This is a genomic window from Streptomyces longisporoflavus (genome assembly GCF_014649775.1).
GTDB classification, from domain to species: Bacteria; Actinomycetota; Actinomycetes; order Streptomycetales; family Streptomycetaceae; genus Streptomyces; species Streptomyces longisporoflavus.
The window spans coordinates 293,077-311,599 of record NZ_BMTR01000010.1; the positions used below are offsets into that span (position 1 = coordinate 293,077).

An 18,523-nucleotide genomic window follows, 5' to 3' on the forward strand; every position below is an offset into this window, starting at 1 on the left:
TGACCGGGCCCTTCGCGTCTCTGCTCAACCGGTCAGCACCGGCCCACTCGTGACCGAGCGCCTCGCCCCGCCCCTCAACCGATCAGCCCGGATTACCCGTAGAAATGGTGAACTCGATGTCCACGTCGTCCGGGTCGACGTCCGAACCCTCCTTGGGGGACTGCTGCATGACCGTGTCCTCCCCGTAGGTGTTCTCGTCGATCGTTCGCTTGTCGTACTGCCAGCCGGCCGCCTGCAGGCACTTCTGCACGGACCGCCAGTCCCTGAACGTGAAGTCCGGGACCTTGATCTTGGTCTCGTCGTTGTACGCCGTGTCGGGCTCGGTGCACTCTTCGGTCTCGATCGTCTGAGTCCGGTCCGGACCCCGATGCCCCGCCACCGGCGCGTTCGACTCCTTCTCCTTGCCGGTCTTGCCGCCACCGCCGTCGTCGCCACTCATCGACATCGCAGTGATCAGCCCGCCGATGGCCAGCAGCGCGACGACGATCGAGCCGACGATCACCGGCATGTTCCGCTTACCGCCGCCGCCCGAGCCGCCGCCCTGCCCTTGCACGGACGTCTGTCCGGGCTGCGGCGAGAGCGTGTACGGCGGCGGGGTCTGCGAGGACTGCGGGGCGTACGCGTTCGTGGGCGGCGGAGTCTGGTAGCCGCCCTGCTGCGGGTAGCCGTAGCCGGGAGTCACGGGGCCGGGGGCCGGAGTGGGAGCCGGCGTGGGCGCCCCGTACGGACCCGGCTGGTACGGCGCCTGGACGCCGCCCTGCTGCGGGAGCGAGGAGTCGACCGGCGGGAAGACCGCGGCGCCGACGCCCGCGCCACTCGCGGTCTGGGCGCCCGGCACGATGCTCGGCGCGGCCGCCTGCAGGGACTGGGCGACGCGCAGGCACTCGTCGCGCATCGCCTCGGCCGTGGGGAAGCGCTCGTTCGGGTTCTTCTTCAGCGCGCGGGCGACGATCGCGTCGACCGCGGGCGGCAGCGAGCGGTTGATCGAGGACGGAGCGACCGGCTCCTCCTGGACGTGCGCATACGCTATGGCCAGCGGCGAGTCCGCCTCGAAGGGCAGCCGCCCGGTGGTCAGCTGGAACAGCATGATGCCGACGGAGTAGAGGTCGGACCGGGCGTCCACGCCGCGGCCGAGCGCCTGCTCCGGGGAGAGGTACTGGGGGGTGCCGACGACCATGCCGGTCTGCGTCATGGAGGTGACGCCGGACTGCATGGCGCGGGCGATGCCGAAGTCCATGACCTTGACGACGTTGCGCTTCGTCATCATCACGTTGCCGGGCTTGATGTCGCGGTGGACCAAGCCCATCTCGTGGCTGATCTCGAGGGCGGCGAGCACGTCGGCGGTGATCTTCAGCGCCTGGTCGGTCGGCATCGCGCCGAACTGGGTGACGGACGCGTCGAGCACGGAGCCGAGCGGCTTGCCCTCCACGTACTCCATGACGATGTACGGCATCGTCGCGCCGTCCAGCTCGTCCTCGCCGGTGTCGAAGACCGAGACGATGTTCGTGTGCGTGAGCTTGGCCACCGACTGGGCCTCGCGGCGGAAGCGCTCGCGGAAGGACTGCTCGCGGCCGAGCTCGGTGTGAAGCGTCTTGATCGCGACTTGACGGTCGAGCACGGAGTCGTACGCCAGGTGAACGGAGGCCATGCCGCCCTCACCGAGAAGATCGCGCAGCTGGTACCGGCCACCGGCCAGCGAGCGCCCCGCATACCGTCCCTGTGCGCCGTCCTGGCTGCTCATGTCGTGCGTCCCCCATCGGCGCGGTGTGCCGGACGGCTCCGCGATCGGTGATCGATTCCCGCTATTCCTGGCCAAGTCTGCCCGAGGGCACGGACACGTCAAGCTCGATGCCCGTTCCGTGACCGTACGCGCAAGAAGCGTCTCGGAAGCGTTACAAGTTTGCGCGCGAGGGCACCCGGCGGGTTTGATGTCCGGTCCACCTCGAACCGCCGCGGTGCGCGGAGGCTGTAGCGTGGCCCGGCGGGGATCCCCCAGTACCACCAAGCACCACGACCAGAAACGACGGCGAGGACTGATGGCACAGACGCAGCGCGCTCAGGGCCCGTCCGACCCCGAGGCGACTGGCGGCGGAATGTCGGATGCGCCTGAGTTGTGGGGCAACAACGGGCTTGTAGGGGATGGCCGGTATCGGCTTACCCACAGACTCGGCCGGGGCGGCATGGCAGAGGTGTTCGCGGCCGAGGACGTACGTCTCGGCCGTACGGTCGCCGTCAAACTGCTCCGCTCCGACCTCGCGGAGGACCCGGTATCCAAGGCCCGCTTCACGCGCGAGGCCCAGTCGGTCGCGGGACTCAACCACCACGCGGTGGTGGCGGTCTACGACTCCGGCGAGGACGTCGTCGGGCCGAGCGTGGTCCCGTACATCGTCATGGAGATCGTCGAGGGCCGGACGATCCGCGACCTGCTGCTCAACGCGGAGGCGCCGGGTCCCGAGCAGGCCCTGATCATCGTCTCCGGGGTGCTCGAGGCGCTCGCGTACTCGCACCAGCACGGCATCGTGCACCGAGACATCAAGCCCGCGAACGTGATCATCACCAACACCGGCGCGGTCAAGGTGATGGACTTCGGCATCGCCCGTGCGCTGCACGGCGCGCAGTCGACGATGACGCAGACCGGCATGGTCATGGGCACGCCCCAGTACCTCTCCCCGGAGCAGGCGCTCGGCAAGGCCGTCGACCACCGCTCCGACCTCTACGCGACCGGCTGCCTGCTGTACGAGCTCCTCGCGCTGCGTCCCCCCTTCACCGGCGAGACGCCGCTCTCCGTGGTCTACCAGCACGTCCAGGACATCCCTGTGCCGCCGTCCGAGACCTCGGACGCGGCGCCGCCGGAGCTGGACGGCCTGGTGATGCGTTCGCTGGCCAAGGACCCGGACGACCGGTTCCAGACGGCCGAGGAGATGCGCGGCCTGGTCCAGTACGGGTTGCAGATGCTGCACGAGCAGGGCAGCCACACGGGGACCTGGAACACCGGTCCCGTCGACGTGGCGGGCATGCACGAGGGCGGCAGCACCCCGGCGATGGGCGTCGCGGGCACGACCGCGATGCAGCACCCGGGCGACTCCGGCACCGCGCAGATCCCGGGCGCCATGCTGCGTCCGCCGGGCGACGACGGCGGTTTCGAGGGCGGTCACCGCGACGGGAACGGCCGGGGCGGCCGGGGCAAGATGTGGATCTTCGCCGTGCTCGCGGTCATCGCGATCGCCGTGGGTGTCGCGTTCGCGATGACCGCGAACGACAAGAAGTCGAAGGACACGGACACCCCGACCAAGCCGCCGACGAAGCAGTCGGACACGAAGAAGCCGAGCAAGAGCGCGGACGAGGAGACCTCGGACGAGGACACCGCGCAGCCCGGTGACGGTTCCGGCGGTCAGGGTGACTGGACCCCGACCCAGCCGAACACCACGGGGCCGACCGCCCCGAACTCGCCCACCGAGAGCCAGCCCTCGGACGAACCGACGGAGCCGTCGGACGACCCCACCGAGCCGTCCGAGGACCCGCCGACGCCCACCGGGGAGGACAGTCCCCCGGCGAGCGAGGACCCGCCGACGACGGACGGCGGCACGGGCGGCGACCCCGCGGGCGTCGAGGGCGGCTGAGCCGCCACAGGCCGCCGGCCACAGGCCGCACGCCGCATCGACAACAAAAACCCGTAAGACAGACGCACGCGCGCGTGGAGCCCAAAAGGGCGCCACGCGCGCGTGCGTCTGTCGCTCTCGGTCTCAGAGGCTCTACCGGCTCACGGCAGGTGCTGGAGCTGTCGGTCCCGGCCGCGCCGCAGGGTGTGCACCGTGGCCAGCTGGGGCTCCAGGCGCAGGTAGACCGGGTCGTAGAGCTCGCCGTCCACGTAATGCGGGCCGGGGCCGAAAAGTTCCAGCTCGTCGTTGGTCGGCTCGATGACCTCGCAGAGGCCGACGAACTGCACGGTCCACTGACCGGTGCGCGCGGTCTCGGCGCCTAGATTGTCCGCCCCGTAGGCGATGACGCTGCCGATGCAGGCCTCGTGGTAGCCGTATCCCTTGTGCATCCGCAGCAGGATGCGGCCGTCCACGACGACGTGGCGGGCCGCGGCGAGGAAGGGCAGGGCGCGCATGCTGGTCGCCACCCGGCCGTAGTCGGTGCGGCCGAGCAGTTCGAAGGCGAGCCGTTCGTCCTGTTCCTGATCGTCGGTGGGCATGCATCCACCCTGTGGCACCGGTCGGGGGCCGGGGAAGGGGAGCACGCCTCTACGGGACAAGGCCATAAGTCCCGTTTCGATGGCACACGGTCAGTGATTCTGTTCCGCCTGCATACGTGCCACATACGCCGCCGCCTGCGAGCGCCGCTCCATGCCCAGTTTCGAGAGCAGGCTGGAGACGTAATTCTTGATCGTCTTTTCGGCGAGGTGCAGCCGTTCGCCGATCACTCGATTGGTCAGGCCCTCGCCGATCAGGTCCAGGATCTTCCGCTCCTGGTCCGTGAGGTTCGACAGGCGGTCGTCTCCCTTGGGGGTGTTTCCGTCGCGCAGCCGCTCCAGGACGCGGGCCGTGGCGACGGGGTCGAGCAGGGACTTTCCGGCCGCCACGTCACGCACGGCGGAGAGAAGTTCATTGCCGCGAATGGCCTTCAGGACATAGCCGGAAGCGCCCGCCATGATCGCGTCGAAGAGAGCCTCGTCGTCCGCGAACGAGGTCAGCATCAGGCATTTGATGTCCTCGTTCTGCGAACGGATCTCGCGGCAGACCTCGACCCCGCTGCCATCCGGAAGGCGCACGTCCAAAACCGCCACGTCCGGTCGGGTGGCCGGGATTCTGACCAGGGCGTCCGCGGCCGTGCCCGCCTCGCCGACGACCTCGATGTCGGCCTCCACGGAGAGCAGCTCATGGACTCCCCGGCGCACCACTTCGTGGTCGTCGAGGAGAAATACCGTAATTTTTCCGTCTTCGCGCACGCAGTCAGTCTCACACACGATCTCTACCGGCGCCCTGGCTCAGCCCTTCCCGTGCGCGGGGTGGCCGGGATAACGTGCCGGTGTTCCGGCCCCCTGCCAGGCTGTGATCAGTGCTGTGACCAGGAACTGTTCCCGACTTTCTCGATTTACTCGGAAATCCAAGCAGTCAGATACTTGGAAATCCAAGCAAATTCGCAGGTCAGATGGGGTTTCACAGAATTGGGAAGCACTGGGTAACGTGCATTGTGCAGGGCGCTCGCCGGGGCACCTGTCACGCCTGTTCCCGGCCGAGTCGCACCCACCCCGTGCGCGGGCACGGATCAGGCGAGCCGCGCCCCCAAGCTCTTAAAGAGCAGGGGGGACCCCCAGCTTCCCGGTAATCCCGGGGGCCGGACCGACGGAGGAGCACACGTGACCGTGGAGAGCACCGCCGCGCGCACACCGCGCCGCAGCACGACCAGCGGCGGGAAGCGCGCAAGCGCCAAGAAGGCCGCGCCGAAGAAGAGCACGGAACCCCAGCTTGTCCAGCTGCTGACCCCCGAGGGCAAGCGGGTCAAGAATGCCGAGTACGACTCGTACGTCGCGGGCATCACCGCCGACGACCTGCGCGCCCTGTACCGCGACATGGTCCTGACCCGCCGTTTCGACGCCGAGGCCACCTCCCTGCAGCGCCAGGGCGAGCTGGGTCTGTGGGCGTCGCTGCTCGGCCAGGAGGCCGCCCAGATCGGCTCCGGCCGTGCCACGCGCGACGACGACTACGTCTTCCCCACCTACCGCGAGCACGGCGTCGCCTGGTGCCGCGGGGTGGACCCGACGAACCTGCTCGGCATGTTCCGCGGCGTGAACAACGGCGGCTGGGACCCGAACAGCAACAACTTCCACCTGTACACGATCGTCATCGGCTCGCAGACCCTGCACGCCACGGGCTACGCCATGGGCGTGGCCAAGGACGGCGCGGACTCGGCCGTGATCGCGTACTTCGGTGACGGTGCCTCCAGCCAGGGCGACGTCGCCGAGGCGTTCACCTTCTCCGCGGTCTACAACGCCCCCGTCGTGTTCTTCTGCCAGAACAACCAGTGGGCGATCTCCGAGCCCACCGAGAAGCAGACCCGGGTGCCGCTCTACCAGCGCGCGCAGGGCTTCGGCTTCCCCGGCGTGCGGGTCGACGGCAATGACGTGCTGGCCGTCCTCGCGGTTACCAAGTGGGCTCTGGAGCGGGCGCGTTCGGGCGAGGGCCCGGCGCTCATCGAGGCGTTCACCTACCGGATGGGCGCGCACACCACCTCCGACGACCCGACCAAGTACCGCAACGACGACGAGCGCGAGGCCTGGGAGGCCAAGGACCCGATCCTGCGCCTGCGGACCTATCTCGAGTCCGAAGGTCACGCTGATGAGGGATTTTTCGCGGAACTCGACGCGGAGAGCGAAGCGTTGGGAAAGCGAGTGCGAGAGGTGGTGCGGGCGATGCCGGATCCGGATCTGATGGCGATCTTCGAGAACGCGTATGCGGACGGGCATGCGCTGGTCGACGAGGAGCGCGCGCAGTTCGCCGCGTACCAGGCGTCGTTCGCGGACGAAGGCGGTAAGTGACCATGGGCGTTCAGAAACTTCCCCTTGCCAAGGCGATCAACGAATCGCTGCGCACGGCCCTCGACACCGACCCCAAGGTCCTCATCATGGGCGAGGACGTCGGCAAGCTCGGCGGCGTCTTCCGGGTGACGGACGGGCTGCAGAAGGACTTCGGCGAGGACCGGGTCATCGACACCCCGCTCGCCGAGTCGGGCATCGTCGGCACGGCCATCGGCCTGGCCCTGCGGGGCTACCGCCCGGTGGTGGAGATCCAGTTCGACGGCTTCGTCTTCCCGGCGTACGACCAGATCGTCACGCAGCTCGCGAAGATGCACGCCCGCGCGCTCGGCAAGATCAAGATGCCGGTCGTCATCCGCATTCCGTACGGCGGCGGGATCGGCGCCGTCGAGCACCACAGCGAGTCGCCCGAGGCGCTGTTCGCGCACGTGGCGGGGCTCAAGGTCGTCTCGCCCTCGAACTCGTCGGACGCCTACTGGATGATGCAGCAGGCCATCCAGAGCGACGACCCGGTGATCTTCTTCGAACCGAAGCGGCGTTACTGGGACAAGAGCGAGGTCGACACCGAGTCCATCCCGGCGCCACTGCACAAGGCCCGGGTCGCCCGTGAGGGCACGGACCTGACGCTCGTCGCGTACGGCCCGATGGTGAAGGTCTGCCTGGAGGCCGCCGCGGCTGCCGCCGAAGAGGGCAAGTCCCTCGAAGTCGTGGACCTGCGCTCCATGTCGCCGATCGACTTCGACGCGGTGCAGGCCTCGGTCGAGAAGACCCGGCGGCTCGTCGTGGTCCACGAGGCCCCGGTCTTCCTGGGCACGGGCGCGGAGATCGCGGCCCGCATCACCGAGCGCTGCTTCTACCACCTCGAAGCTCCCGTGCTGCGGGTCGGCGGCTTCCACGCGCCGTATCCGCCGGCGCGGTTGGAAGAGGAGTACCTGCCGGGCCTTGACCGGGTGCTCGACACTGTCGACCGCTCGCTGGCGTACTGAGGGAGAAGGTCGTGACGACTATGACAGAGGCGACAGGCGCCGCGCTGGCCGAGTTCAAGATGCCCGACGTGGGCGAGGGACTCACCGAGGCAGAGATCCTCAAGTGGTTCGTGGCGCCGGGCGACACGGTCACCGACGGGCAGGTGGTGTGCGAGGTCGAGACGGCCAAGGCCGCCGTCGAGCTGCCCATCCCCTTCAACGGTGTGGTGCGCGAACTGCGCTTCCCCGAGGGCACCACGGTCGACGTCGGCCAGGTGATCATCGCGGTGGACGTGTCCGGCGGTTCCGCGCCCGCTCAGACGGACGCCTCTCCGGTGGCGGACGCGGCCCCCGCCCCGGCAGCAGAGGCCGTCCCCGCTCCGGCAGAAGGGGCCGCCCCCGAGGAGGAAGCCGCTCCCGAAGGCCGCCAGCCCGTGCTCGTGGGCTATGGAGTCGCGGAGTCCTCGACGAAGCGCCGCGCGCGCAAGTCGGCGCAGGACCAGGCCGAGGCCGCGGGGACGTACTACGCGGCAGCGGTCCAGGCCGAGCTGAACGGCTCTGGCACGGCCGCAGCAGCTCCCGCTGCCCTCGCTGCCCCCGCAGGCCCGGCAGCCCCCGCGGGCACCCGGCCGCTCGCCAAGCCGCCGGTGCGCAAGCTCGCCAAGGATCTGGGAGTCGACCTCACGGTCATCACTCCGTCCGGCCCCGACGGGATCATCACGCGCGAGGACGTGCACGCGGCGGTGGCTCCGTCCGCCGGCTCCGTCTCCGCCCCTGCTCCCGCCGCCGCCCCGGCCCCGGCGTCCGCACCGGAGCAGGCCGAGGCCTCCGCTCCGGCAGAAGCCGCCGGCACGGACGCCCGCGAGACCCGCATCCCCGTCAAGGGCGTCCGCAAGGCCATCGCCCAGGCGATGGTCGGCTCGGCCTTCACGGCGCCGCACGTCACGGAGTTCGTGACGGTGGACGTGACGCGGACGATGAAGCTGGTCGAGGAACTCAAGCAGGACAAGGCGTTCGCGGGCCTGCGGGTCAATCCGCTCCTGCTGATCTCCAAGGCGCTGCTCGTGGCGATCCGGCGCAACCCGGACGTCAACGCGGCCTGGGACGAGGCCAACCAGGAGATCGTCCAGAAGCACTACGTGAACCTGGGCATCGCCGCCGCGACCCCGCGCGGTCTGATCGTCCCGAACATCAAGGACGCGCAGGCCAAGACGCTGCCCGAACTGGCCGAGTCGCTCGGCGAGCTGGTCTCCACGGCCCGCGACGGCAAGACGTCGCCGTCCGCGATGCAGGGCGGCACGGTCACCATCACGAACGTCGGCGTCTTCGGCGTCGACACCGGCACGCCGATCCTGAACCCGGGCGAGTCCGCGATCCTCGCGGTCGGCGCGATCAAGCTCCAGCCCTGGGTCCACAAGGGCAAGGTCAAGCCGCGTCAGGTGACGACACTCGCGCTCTCCTTCGACCACCGCCTGGTCGACGGCGAGCTCGGCTCCAAGGTGCTCGCCGATGTGGCGGCGATCCTGGAGCAGCCCAAGCGGCTCATGACCTGGGCGTAGCGAGGCATACGCGTACACCGGGTACACCGCGCACACCGCGGATACCGTGCATACGCCGACGGGGCCCCGCCACAGTCAGTGGCGGGGCCCCGTCGGCGTACGCGTACGTGTACCGCGTAGGGCTACTTCTTGAAGCCGTAGTCCATCAGCTTCTTCGCGTCCTTGGTGCGGGCGTCGGAGGAGGTCGAGGTGAGGACCGTGCCGATGACCGTCTTGCCGTTCCGCGTCGCGGCGAAGACGAGGCAGTACTTGGCCTGGGGGCCGGAGCCGGTCTTCACGCCGATGGCGCCGCTGTAGCTGCCGAGCAGGTTGTTCGTGTTCGACCACGACATGTAGCGGTAGCCGCCGCTCTTCGTGGTGACCTTCTGCTTGGTCGACTTCGTCTTCACGACCGTACGGAACGTGGAGCTCTTCATCGCGCTGCTGGCGAGCTTCGTCAGGTCACGGGGCGTGGAGTAGTTGCTTCCGTTGCCGATGCCGTCGAAGGAGTCGAAGTGCGTGTTCGTCATGCCGAGGCTCCTGGCCTGGGCGTTCATCTTGCCGATGAACGACTTGACGCGGGCGGAACGCGTGGAGCCCTTGCCGAACTTGTCCGCGAGCGCGTACGCCGCGTCGCAGCCGGACGGCAGCATGAGGCCGTACAGGAGCTGGCGGACGGTGACCTTGTCGCCGACGATCAGCCGGGCGGACGAGGCGGTGTTCCTGACGATGTAGTCGCTGTAGGCCTTCTCGATCTTGACCTTGGAGTCGAGGTTCAGGTTCGACTGCGAGAGGACCACCTTCGCCGTCATGATCTTGGTGGTCGAGCCGGTGGACCTGCGGGTGTCCGCGGCCTTCGTGTAGAGCGTCTTGCCGGTGCCGTTGTTCATCACGTAGCCGCCCTTGGCGGCGATGGACGGCTTCGGCAGCGCGGCCGCATGGGCCGGGGTCGTGAGGGCTCCGCCCGCGAAGACCGCGCTCGCGGTGACGATTACGGCCGATGCGCGGCGAATGCCCTTGATGGGGGTTTTCAAGTTTAATGCTCCCAAAATGCCCAAATGCCCCTGGAATGCGGCCACATGAGGGTGCCGCTCGGTATGAAGACTCACGAGAGTGGCGAATGGATGCACGCCGAGGGGGGTGATGTCCGGATCGTGGAATGGACGACCTCATGGGTACGTGTTGTATCTATGCTGTGCGCATGCCTGTCGCACCCGCCTCGTCCCTCACTCAGGACCCCAAGCTGGACCGCGAGCGAGACCCCGTGCAGTCCCTGAAGCAGCCGCCCGCCGCCGAGCGCGTGTACGCGCACGTCAAGCAGGGTGTCCTCGACCGCCGGTACGAGGGCGGCACGCTGCTCACCGAGGGCGAGCTCGCCGAAGCGGTCGGGGTCTCCCGCACCCCGGTCCGCGAGGCCCTCCTGAAGCTGGAGGTCGAGGGGCTCCTGCGGCTCTACCCCAAGAAGGGCGCCCTGGTCCTGCCGGTGTCCGCGCAGGAGATCGCCGACGTCGTCGAGACGCGGCTCCTGGTGGAGACCCACTCGGTGCGCAAGGCGGTGCCCGCGCCCCCGGCGCTGCTCGCGCGCCTGGAGGAGCTGCTGCGGACCCAGCGGGAGCAGGCCGCCGCCGGGGACTTCTCCGCTGCCGCAGTGACCGACCGCTGCTTCCACGCCGAGATCGTGCGCAGCGGCGGCAACGAGATCCTGGCCCGCCTCTACGACCAGCTCCGTGACCGGCAGCTGCGGATGGGCGTGGCCGTGATGCACTCCCACCCCGACCGGATCGCCAAGACGCTCGCCGAGCACGAGGAGCTTCTGGGCGCCCTGAAGTCCGGGGACGCGGCAGCGGCCGAGGCGGTAGTCACCCGGCACGTCGGGTGGTTCCAGAATCTGGCCAGGGGCGAAGTCCGATGAGCGCTGCCTCCGCCCCCGTCTCCCTCCCCGGCGACCCGCCCGGCGGCAAGAAGGCCGTGCTCGTCTGGGGCATCGGCGTCGCCGTCTACTTCGTCGCCGTCATCTTCCGGACCTCCCTCGGCGTCGCCGGGCTCGACGCCGCCGACCGGTTCCACGTCAACGCGTCCGCGCTCTCGACCTTCTCGATACTCCAGCTGCTCGTCTACGCGGGCATGCAGATACCCGTCGGCCTGATGGTCGACCGGCTCGGCACCAAGCGCGTGCTGACCATCGGGGTCGTGCTCTTCACGGTCGGACAGCTCGGCTTCGCGTTCTCGCCCTCGTACGGAATGGCGCTCGCGTCCCGCGCGCTGCTCGGCTGCGGTGACGCGCTGACCTTCATCAGCGTGCTGCGTCTCGGCACCCGCTGGTTCCCCGCCCGGCGCGGCCCGCTGGTCGCCCAGCTCGCCGGTCTCGTCGGCATGGCGGGCAACCTCGTCTCCACCCTCGTCCTCGCCCGGCTCCTGCACTCCGTCGGCTGGACCGCGGCCTTCGCCGGCAGCGCGCTGTGCGGCGTCGTCGTCCTCGTACTGATGACGCTGTTCCTCAAGGACCACCCGGAGGGGCACGCGCCGGAGCCGGTGCGGCACACCGGCGGGGCCTTCGTGCGCAAGCAGATCGCCATGAGCTGGCGCGAGCCCGGCACCCGGCTCGGCCTCTGGGTGCACTTCACCACGCAGTTCCCGGCGATGGTGTTCCTGCTCCTGTGGGGTCTGCCGTTCCTCGTCGAGGCGCAGGGGCTCACGCGCGGCACGGCCGGGGGGCTGCTCACCCTCGTCGTGCTCTCCAACATGGTGATCGGCCTGGTCTACGGCCAGATCGTCGCCCGGCACCACGCGGCACGCACGCCGCTCGCCATCGGCACCGTCGCGGCGACGGCGGCGATGTGGGCGGTCACGATCCACTACCCCGGCGACCACGCGCCGATGTGGCTGCTCATCACGCTGTGCACCGTGCTCGGCGCCTGCGGCCCCGCGTCCATGATCGGCTTCGACTTCGCGCGGCCCGCGAATCCGCCGGAGCGGCAGGGCACCGCGTCCGGCATCGTGAACATGGGCGGATTCGTCGCCTCCATGACGACGCTGCTCGCCATCGGCGTCCTCCTGGACGCGACCGGCGACAACTACCGGATCGCCTTCTCCGCCGTCTTCGTCCTCGAAGCGGTGGGCCTCAGCCAGATCCTGCGGCTGCGGACGCGCGCGGTGCGCAGGGAGAAGGAGCGGCTTGTCGCCAGCCGCGTGGAGGCCGTGCACGTCCCCGTCTGAAGACGCGGGAGGAAGGGGCGGTCGCCCGTGACCGCGAGGACCACGGCGTGACCGCGAGAGCTACGGCGTGACCGCGAACTCCCGCAGGATTGCCTCGGCGAGACCGTGATCGCCCTCGATCTTGACGCGGTCGGCCACCGACGCGTACGAGACGCGGCCGCAGGCGAGGCGGAAGTACGTCTCCCAGTCCAGGCTCAGGGTGGCGAGCGGGCCGAGCGAGGGGGCGCCGTCGACCGTGGCCCGCCCCTCGGCGTCCACGCGGACGGTGCGCAGGAACTCGACGGGGCCGCTCACGTCGAAGACGACCGCCGAATTCGCCGGTGCCCCGGCCTTCTTGGCGACCACGTCCCGCAGTCCGTGCAGCAACATGTCCCGCGCCACGAACGCTCCCTGGGAGTCCAGGTTGCCGGGCTTCCGCAGTGTCGTACGCAGGTCCTGCTCGTGCACCCAGACGTCGAACGCGCGCATCCGCATAGCCAGTTCGAGGGTCTGCTCGGTGCCGAGGGGGCCGCGGATCTTGTGGGAGGGGTCGCGCGATTCGTTCCGCAGCTGACGCGTGCGGCGGATGATCGTGTACTCCAGCTCGGAGGTCATCTCGGGCGCGGTGTGGTGCCGCCGGACGTCGACCTGCATCTCCATGTAGCGCTGGCCCTCGGTCTTCACGTGGTAAAGATCGCGGGGCAGGGTGTGGATGGGGCGCGGGTCGCCCAGCATCTCGCAGTCCAGGCCTATGACGTGGGAAATGATGTCCCGCACCGACCAACCGGGGCAGGGGGTGGCCCAGTTCCACTCACCCTCGGCGAGCGGTGACACCAGCTCGGATATGGCTGATACGGATTGGGTCCAGGCGTCGGCGTAGGTTTGCAGGCTGGGATGGAGACTCACGGGACCCCTCGACGGTCGTACGCGGGCGGTGGGTGTCTGAGACGCGTAATGGGGGTCCGGGGGGGTCCCCCGGAAAATCACAGTACGCTGCCCACAGGCACCCCGGCAGTGCTTTCGTGTGACGATCGTAGGCCTGCCCAGACGGCTCGAATGCCAGGACGGTGGTAGTGTGCGCGCCTCCCTCATCCAGATCGCCGTAGACGAGGGCGAATCGGTCAATTCCCGCCGCTCGCGGGTCTCTTCACTGGTCCGTGAGGTCGCCGGACGTGAGCGGCCGGATCTCGTCGTTCTCCCCGAACTGTGGACCACGGGAGCCTTCGCGTACGAGACGTTCGCGAGCGAGGCGGAGTCGCTGGAGGGCCCCACGTACGAGGCCATGGGCAAGGCCGCGAGCGACGCGGGGGTCTGGCTGCACGCGGGGTCGGTTCCGGAGCGGGACGCGTCCGGGGACCTCTACAACACCTCGCTCGTCTTCTCGCCCGACGGCTCGCTCGCCGCTTCGTACCGCAAGATCCACCGGTTCGGCTTCGACAAGGGCGAGGCCGTGCTGATGGGGGCGGGCAGCGAGCTGGTGACGGTACGGACGCCGGCCGCGGCGATCGGGCTCGCCACCTGCTACGACCTGCGCTTCCCCGAGCTGTTCCGGGGGCTCGTCGACGCGGGCGCCGAGATGTTCGTCGTGCCCGCGGGGTGGCCGGCGCGGCGGCGGGAGCACTGGACGCTGTTCGCGCGGGCGCGCGCGGTCGAGGACCAGGTGTACGTCCTCGCCTGTGGCACCGGGGGCTCGCACGCCGGGGTCCCCCAGGCGGGGCACAGCGTCGTCGTCGACCCCTGGGGTGAGGTGCTCGCCGAGGCGGGGGACGGTGAGGAGGTCCTCACCGTCGATCTCGACATCGCGAAGGTCGCGGCCACGCGGGAGCAGTTCCCGGCGCTGAAGGACCGGCTTCTCGGGGTCGAAGCCCCGCCGCGCTGAGAGCCCCCTCGGAGCGCGGGCCTAGTCGTCGCCCCGCTCCTTCTCCGCCAGGCGGATCACGCAGACCGCGACGGCCAGGAGGAGGGACGCGTCGGCGTCCTCCCGGACGATCTGGACGCCGTACGTGTCGCGGACGCGGAACCAGCGGCGGGAGATGTCCGCCAGGAGCTCGCCGTCGTACTCGATGGCGAACTCGCGGTCCAGGATCTTGCCGCTCACGTCGAGTTCGGTGCCGTCGACCAGCTCGACGCGGTAGTGGTTGCGAAGCAGTGAGAGGCGTTTGCGCTTGATGGTGGCGAGGGCCTCGCCGCCCCGCTCGATCACCATCGTGTCGCGCAGCGACAGCATTTTGGCGTGGATGTCGATGAGGACGCGGCCCTGCATGTCCTTGAGCTCGAAGGTCTCGCGCAGGCGCATCGCCTTGCCGTCGACGAGGAAGACCTTCTGGCCCTGGTCGTCCTCGATCCAGTAGTCGTCACCGATGCCGAGCAGCCGGTCGCGTACGAGAAGTTTCATGCGGTCATGAGTACCCCGCCGCGCCCATGACACCGGATGAAGCCGGGGCGGTTCACCGTGACGTGGCGTCATGCCGCGGGGCCCGGCGGCCATGGAGGTGGCTGCCGGGCCCCGCGACGACGAGTGGGTGGACCTGTTGGCCGGTGGTGCTTTGGCCCGCGAGCGGGCCCACCCGTCACAAGCCGTGGCGGTGATGGTCGTCTTCCGTCTCGATCACCGTCGCGCCCGGCGGCACGACCGTCTTGCGGCGCGCGTTGGTGAACGCGGCGACACCGATCACGCCCACGGCCATCATGATCAGACCGGTGACGGTGAGATTGATGCCGTCCATCTCCCAGTCGGTGGCGAACGCGAGAATGGCGCCCGCGGCGATCAGAAGTATGCATCCGCCCAGGCCCATGAGGACCGCCTCCCTAAGTCGTGTGGCAGGGCCTCCGGGTACCCGGGCCCGGCACGGTCACACAGGGAAGCGGAAATCACGCTTCAGGCCTCGCTCCTGAGTGGCCCTCAGCCTTCGAGGAACGCGACCAGGGCGTTGGCGAGCAGATGTGGATCGTCCGCCCCGCACAGCTCGCGCACGCTGTGCATCGAGAGGATCGCGACGCCGATGTCGACGGTCTTGATGCCGTGCCTGGCCGCGGTGATCGGGCCGATGGTCGTGCCGCAGGGCATCGCGTTGTTCGACACGAAGCTCTGGAAGGGCACGCCGGCCTTCTCGCACGCGGCGGCGAACACGGCACGTCCCGCGCCGTCGGTGGCGTACCGGTTGTTGACGTTGACCTTGAGGATCGGGCCGCCGTTGGCGCGCGGGTGGTGCGTCGGGTCGTGCCGCTCGGCGTAGTTGGGGTGCACGGCGTGGCCCGTGTCGGAGGAGAGGCAGACGGTGCCGGCGAAGGCGCGGGCCTTGTCCTCGTACGAGCCGCCGCGGGCGAACACGGACCGCTCCAGGACGCCGCCGAGCAGCGGGCCGTCCGCGCCCGTGTCGGACTGGGAGCCGTTCTCCTCGTGGTCGAAGGCGGCGAGCACGGGGATGTACGGCAACGAGTCGGCGCCGTCCGCCGTGGCGACGGCGGCGAGCGCGGCCGTACAGGCGTGCACGGACAGGAGGTTGTCCATGCGCGGGCCCGCGATGAGGTCGCGGTCGCGGCCGAGGTAGGAGGGCGCCTCGATGGGGTGGGTCATCAGGTCCCAGCCGGTGACGTCGCCGGGGGCGAGCCCCGACTCCTCCTCCAGGAAGGCGATGAGGTCGCCCTCGTGCACGTCGTCGCCGAGGCCCCAGATGGGCTGCATGTGCTTCTGCTTGTCGAGCTTGAGACCGTCGGCGATCACTCCGCGGTCCATGTGGATGGCCAGCTGCGGGACGCGCAGCAGCGCCCGGTCGATGTTCACCAGGCGCGTCGAGCCGTCCCGCAGCGAGAGTCTGCCCGCGAGGCCGAGGTCACGGTCGAGCCAGGAGTTGAGCAGCGGGCCGCCGTAGATCTCGACCGCCACCTGCCGCCAGCCGTGCGCGCCGGCGTCCGGCTTCGGCTTGACGCGGAGGTTGGGGGAGTCGGTGTGGGCGCCGACGATGCGGTACGGGGTGTGGGCGGATGCCCCTTCGGGGACGTACCAGGCGATGATCGCGCCGCCGCGCAGCACATACTTCCCGCCGGTCGATCCGTCCCAGGCGTCGGTCTCCTCGACCTGCCGGAAGCCGGCCTTCTCCAGCCGCTCCGCGGCGCTCGCCACGGCGTGATACGGGGAGGGGCTTGCCGCGAGGAAGGTCAGGAGGTCGTCGGAGTGGCCGCGGTCGAAGCGGGCGGGTGTGCTCATGCTTCCAGCCTAGCTAGGGGGCGAGCCCTGGTGCGGGGGGCCTTTTCCGGGAGGTTCTCTACCGGATGTGCCCGTATCCGGGATGTCTGTACCGCAGCTTCGCGGCGGATCTCTCCCTCTCACCCACCCGGCACTCGGCACCACGCGACCCGCCCCCCGAAAAAACGAGGAACGGCCCGCCCCCGGAAGCCGGAAGCGGGCCGCGCCGTAGAACCGTCGAGGCTAGAACGCGGCCTCGTCCAGCTCCATCAGGTCCAGTTCCACGCCCTCGGCGAGCTTCCGCTCGGCCGCGACGCCCGGCAGGACGTTCGCGGCGAAGAACTTGGCCGCGGCGATCTTGCCCTCGTAGAACGGCTTGTCCTTGGCGGAGGCCGTGGCCAGCTTCTCGGCGGCGACAGCGGCGCCACGCAGGAGCAGGTAGCCGACGACGACGTCGCCCGAGACCATCAGGAGGCGGGTCGTGTTGAGGCCCACCTTGTAGATGGACTTCACGTCCTGCTCGGTGGCCGCGAGGTCCGTCAGCATGACGCCGACGATGGCCTCCAGCTCGACCGCGGCCTTGGCCAGCTCCTCGCGGGCGCCGGCCAGGCTCTCGCCGCCCGTGCCGACCGCGAGGAACTTCTTGATCTCCTCGGCGAGGCCGTTCAGCGCGGCACCCTGGTTGCGGACGATCTTCCGGAAGAAGTAGTCCTGGCCCTGGATGGCGGTCGTGCCCTCGTAGAGGGTGTCGATCTTGGCGTCACGGATGTACTGCTCGACGGGGTACTCCTGGAGGTACCCCGAGCCGCCGAACGTCTGGAGCGACTGCGCGAGGAGCTCGTAGGACTTCTCCGAGCCGTAGCCCTTGACGATGGGGAGCAGGAGGTCGTTCAGGGCGATAAGGGCCGACGCGTCCTCGCCCGCCGCCTCCTTGATCTGGATGTCGTCCTGGACGGCCGCGGTGTGCAGGACCAGGGCGCGCATGCCCTCCGCGTACGCCTTCTGCGTCATGAGCGAACGGCGCACGTCGGGGTGGTGCGTGATCGTCACCTTCGGCGCCGTCTTGTCCATGAACTGGGCGAGGTCCGGGCCCTGCACGCGCTCCTTGGCGTACTCCAGGGCGTTGAGGTAGCCCGTCGAGAGCGTCGCGATGGCCTTCGTGCCGACCATCATGCGGGCGAACTCGATGATCATGAACATCTGGCGGATGCCGTCGTGCTTGTCGCCGATCAGCCAGCCCTTGGCGGGGTGCTGGTCGCCGAACGTCATCTCGCACGTGTTGGACGCCTTGAGGCCCATCTTGTGCTCGACGTTCGTGGCGTACACGCCGTTGCGCTCGCCGAGCTCGCCGGTCTCCCAGTCGAACTCGTACTTCGGGACGAGGAAGAGCGAGAGGCCCTTCGTGCCGGGGCCGTGGCCCTCGGGGCGGGCGAGGACGTAGTGGAGGATGTTCTCCGACATGTCGTGCTCACCGGACGTGATGAAGCGCTTCACGCCCTCGATGTGCCAGGAGCCGTCCTCCTGCAGAGTCGCCTTCGTGCGGCCCGCGCCCACGTCCGAACCGGCGTCCGGCTCGGTCAGGACCATCGTCGAGCCCCACTGCTTCTCGACGGCGATCGCGGCGATCTTCTTCTGCGCCTCGTTGCCCTCTTCGTGCAGGATGCCCGCGAACGCCGGACCGGAGGAGTACATCCAGACGGCCGGGTTGGCGCCGAGCAGCAGCTCCGCGTAGGCCCAGATCAGGGAGCGCGGGGAGGTCGTGCCGCCGATCTCCTCGGGCAGGCCGAGGCGCCAGTACTCGGAGTCCATGAAGGCCTGGTAGCTCTTCTTGAAGGACGCCGGTACGGGAGCGGTGTTGGTGGCCGGGTCGAAGACCGGCGGGTTGCGGTCGGCGTCCTCGAAGGACTCGGCCAGCTCGTTCTCGGCGAGGCGGCGCAGCTCTTCGAGGATGCTTTTGGCGGTGTCGACGTCCATCTCCGCGAACGGGCCGGTGCCGTACAGCTGGTCGCGGCCGAGGACCTCGAAGAGGTTGAACTCGATGTCGCGGAGATTCGACTTGTAGTGCCCCATGGCGACGGCTCCGTAAGCAGAAAGGGATCAA

16 protein-coding genes are annotated in these 18,523 nt (G+C 69.4%); 7 read left to right on the top strand and 9 right to left on the bottom strand.

Going from position 1 to position 18,523, the window contains the following annotated elements; translation table 11 throughout:
* Nucleotides 1–82: 82 nt before the first annotated feature.
* Nucleotides 83–1,741 carry a protein kinase domain-containing protein gene (locus IE226_RS22205; protein WP_190083057.1) on the bottom strand — a complete coding sequence of 553 codons (1,659 nt, stop codon included), beginning with the start codon at nt 1,739–1,741 and terminating at the stop codon, nt 83–85.
* 295 nt (nt 1,742–2,036) lie between these two features.
* On the opposite strand from IE226_RS22205, the gene IE226_RS22210 reads away from it, so the two are divergent.
* Nucleotides 2,037–3,620, top strand: coding sequence for a protein kinase domain-containing protein (locus tag IE226_RS22210; RefSeq protein ID WP_190083058.1), 1,584 nt, complete (start codon nt 2,037–2,039; stop codon nt 3,618–3,620).
* A 140-nt stretch (nt 3,621–3,760) separates the two neighbouring features.
* Here IE226_RS22210 and IE226_RS22215 read toward each other — a convergent pair whose 3' ends face one another.
* Together IE226_RS22215 and IE226_RS22220 are read right to left on the bottom strand one after the other, a co-directional pair.
* Entirely contained in the window at nt 3,761–4,198 is a 438-nt protein-coding gene (locus IE226_RS22215) for a pyridoxamine 5'-phosphate oxidase family protein (RefSeq protein WP_190083059.1), read from the bottom strand.
* A gap of 90 nt (nt 4,199–4,288) precedes the next feature.
* The gene (locus IE226_RS22220; RefSeq protein WP_190083060.1) at nt 4,289–4,951 is read right to left on the bottom strand and encodes a response regulator; all 663 of its coding nucleotides are present in this window, start codon (nt 4,949–4,951) and stop codon (nt 4,289–4,291) included.
* 411 nt (nt 4,952–5,362) lie between these two features.
* On the opposite strand from IE226_RS22220, the gene pdhA reads away from it, so the two are divergent.
* The 3 genes from pdhA to IE226_RS22235 are packed head-to-tail and all read left to right on the top strand — an operon-like array spanning nt 5,363 to nt 9,062.
* Nucleotides 5,363–6,541 carry a pyruvate dehydrogenase (acetyl-transferring) E1 component subunit alpha gene (pdhA, locus tag IE226_RS22225; RefSeq protein WP_190083061.1) on the top strand — a complete coding sequence of 393 codons (1,179 nt, stop codon included), beginning with the start codon at nt 5,363–5,365 and terminating at the stop codon, nt 6,539–6,541.
* Between the two features lie 2 nt (nt 6,542–6,543).
* Nucleotides 6,544–7,524 (top strand): alpha-ketoacid dehydrogenase subunit beta, encoded by a 981-nt coding sequence (locus tag IE226_RS22230; protein ID WP_190083062.1) that lies wholly within the window; start codon nt 6,544–6,546, stop codon nt 7,522–7,524.
* A 20-nt stretch (nt 7,525–7,544) separates the two neighbouring features.
* Entirely contained in the window at nt 7,545–9,062 is a 1,518-nt protein-coding gene (locus tag IE226_RS22235; protein ID WP_190083113.1) for a dihydrolipoamide acetyltransferase family protein, read from the top strand.
* A 122-nt stretch (nt 9,063–9,184) separates the two neighbouring features.
* On the opposite strand, the gene IE226_RS22240 is transcribed toward IE226_RS22235, so the two are convergent.
* Nucleotides 9,185–10,075 (bottom strand): D-alanyl-D-alanine carboxypeptidase family protein, encoded by an 891-nt coding sequence (locus IE226_RS22240; RefSeq protein WP_190083063.1) that lies wholly within the window; start codon nt 10,073–10,075, stop codon nt 9,185–9,187.
* A 167-nt stretch (nt 10,076–10,242) separates the two neighbouring features.
* Here IE226_RS22240 and IE226_RS22245 point away from each other — a divergent pair, with 167 nt between their 5' ends.
* The gene (locus IE226_RS22245; RefSeq protein WP_373307009.1) at nt 10,243–10,953 is read left to right on the top strand and encodes a GntR family transcriptional regulator; all 711 of its coding nucleotides are present in this window, start codon (nt 10,243–10,245) and stop codon (nt 10,951–10,953) included.
* Nucleotides 10,950–12,257, top strand: a complete 1,308-nt coding sequence (locus IE226_RS22250; RefSeq protein WP_190083064.1) for an MFS transporter — start codon at nt 10,950–10,952, stop codon at nt 12,255–12,257. The genes IE226_RS22245 and IE226_RS22250 overlap by 4 nt, the downstream gene beginning before the upstream one ends.
* Nucleotides 12,258–12,317: 60 nt before the next feature.
* Here IE226_RS22250 and IE226_RS22255 read toward each other — a convergent pair whose 3' ends face one another.
* Nucleotides 12,318–13,142: a maleylpyruvate isomerase family mycothiol-dependent enzyme gene (locus IE226_RS22255; RefSeq protein WP_190083065.1), complete on the bottom strand. Its 825-nt coding sequence runs from the start codon at nt 13,140–13,142 to the stop codon at nt 12,318–12,320.
* Between the two features lie 169 nt (nt 13,143–13,311).
* Between IE226_RS22255 and IE226_RS22260 the strand changes: the two genes are divergently transcribed.
* A complete protein-coding gene (locus tag IE226_RS22260; protein ID WP_190083066.1) occupies nt 13,312–14,115 on the top strand; it encodes a carbon-nitrogen family hydrolase in 804 nt (267 codons plus the stop codon).
* 21 nt (nt 14,116–14,136) lie between these two features.
* On the opposite strand, the gene IE226_RS22265 is transcribed toward IE226_RS22260, so the two are convergent.
* From IE226_RS22265 to IE226_RS22280, 4 genes are all read right to left on the bottom strand, one after another.
* On the bottom strand, nt 14,137–14,631 hold the full coding sequence (locus IE226_RS22265; protein WP_190083067.1) for an LURP-one-related/scramblase family protein: 495 nt from the start codon (nt 14,629–14,631) through the stop codon (nt 14,137–14,139).
* A gap of 175 nt (nt 14,632–14,806) precedes the next feature.
* Nucleotides 14,807–15,031 (bottom strand): DUF6458 family protein, encoded by a 225-nt coding sequence (locus IE226_RS22270; protein ID WP_190083068.1) that lies wholly within the window; start codon nt 15,029–15,031, stop codon nt 14,807–14,809.
* A gap of 107 nt (nt 15,032–15,138) precedes the next feature.
* The gene (locus tag IE226_RS22275; RefSeq protein WP_190083069.1) at nt 15,139–16,443 is read right to left on the bottom strand and encodes a M18 family aminopeptidase; all 1,305 of its coding nucleotides are present in this window, start codon (nt 16,441–16,443) and stop codon (nt 15,139–15,141) included.
* Nucleotides 16,444–16,665: 222 nt separating this feature from the next.
* Nucleotides 16,666–18,492, bottom strand: coding sequence for an acyl-CoA dehydrogenase (locus IE226_RS22280; protein ID WP_190083070.1), 1,827 nt, complete (start codon nt 18,490–18,492; stop codon nt 16,666–16,668).
* Between the last annotated feature and the right edge of the window lie 31 nt (nt 18,493–18,523).

Excerpts from the sequence above, each read along its gene's own strand:
- IE226_RS22230 (WP_190083062.1), top strand. The coding sequence starts at position 6,544 with ATGGGCGTTCAGAAACTTCCCCTTGCCAAGGCGATCAACGAATCGCTG.
- IE226_RS22215 (WP_190083059.1), bottom strand. The coding sequence starts at position 4,198 with ATGCCCACCGACGATCAGGAACAGGACGAACGGCTCGCCTTCGAACTG.
- IE226_RS22235 (WP_190083113.1), top strand. The coding sequence starts at position 7,545 with ATGACAGAGGCGACAGGCGCCGCGCTGGCCGAGTTCAAGATGCCCGAC.
- IE226_RS22270 (WP_190083068.1), bottom strand. The coding sequence starts at position 15,031 with ATGGGCCTGGGCGGATGCATACTTCTGATCGCCGCGGGCGCCATTCTC.
- IE226_RS22210 (WP_190083058.1), top strand. The coding sequence starts at position 2,037 with ATGGCACAGACGCAGCGCGCTCAGGGCCCGTCCGACCCCGAGGCGACT.
- IE226_RS22205 (WP_190083057.1), bottom strand. The coding sequence starts at position 1,741 with ATGAGCAGCCAGGACGGCGCACAGGGACGGTATGCGGGGCGCTCGCTG.
- IE226_RS22265 (WP_190083067.1), bottom strand. The coding sequence starts at position 14,631 with ATGAAACTTCTCGTACGCGACCGGCTGCTCGGCATCGGTGACGACTAC.
- IE226_RS22275 (WP_190083069.1), bottom strand. The coding sequence starts at position 16,443 with ATGAGCACACCCGCCCGCTTCGACCGCGGCCACTCCGACGACCTCCTG.
- IE226_RS22250 (WP_190083064.1), top strand. The coding sequence starts at position 10,950 with ATGAGCGCTGCCTCCGCCCCCGTCTCCCTCCCCGGCGACCCGCCCGGC.
- IE226_RS22280 (WP_190083070.1), bottom strand. The coding sequence starts at position 18,492 with ATGGGGCACTACAAGTCGAATCTCCGCGACATCGAGTTCAACCTCTTC.
- IE226_RS22245 (WP_373307009.1), top strand. The coding sequence starts at position 10,243 with ATGCCTGTCGCACCCGCCTCGTCCCTCACTCAGGACCCCAAGCTGGAC.